The sequence below is a fragment of the Psychroflexus sp. MES1-P1E genome (assembly GCF_002836055.1).
Taxonomy (GTDB): Bacteria; Bacteroidota; Bacteroidia; order Flavobacteriales; family Flavobacteriaceae; genus Psychroflexus.
Genome location: NZ_PJBS01000033.1, coordinates 1 through 491, shown reverse-complemented (window position 1 = coordinate 491; position 491 = coordinate 1). Strand labels below are relative to the sequence as shown.

Sequence of the window (491 nt, the reverse complement as noted above, 5' to 3'; positions counted from 1 at the left end):
TGTACTTTCCTGAAATAGGTTGACTAAAAATTAAACACTTAATGATAGTCACTTATGAAAACACAAAAAGAACCCTGGCGAAAAAAAAGCTACGAAAAAGTAACTTTAGAACTCAAAATATTTGTTGTTGACCAAATTCAAAATGGTCAGATTTCTACTAATTTTGCTTCTAAGAAATATGATGTTCCTAGAACAACTATATCTTATTGGATTAAAAAATACAGTACTTTAGTACAACAAAACACAGGTATGAGTAAACTAGATGAGATTAAAAAACTAAAGGAACGTATTGAAGAACTAGAGTTTGTAAAAGACTTTCAGCAAGATATTATTGCAGATATGGAACTCATTACTGGAGTCGATATCTCAAAAAAGTCGCTGCCCAAAATAGTAGCAAAAGAGATAGCACTAAAAAAGAAACACCGTTTAAAAGAAAATGGTTCTATCAGTGTTTTGGGATTAGTAAACAAGCCTTCTATAAAAGATGTAAA

Annotated in this window: 1 protein-coding gene; it reads left to right on the top strand. The window is 30.1% G+C overall.

The window, feature by feature from the left end:
- Positions 1 to 54: 54 nt before the first annotated feature.
- The coding region (locus CXF67_RS00210; RefSeq protein WP_102086929.1) for a helix-turn-helix domain-containing protein at positions 55 to 491 on the top strand (437 nt) is incomplete at its 3' end.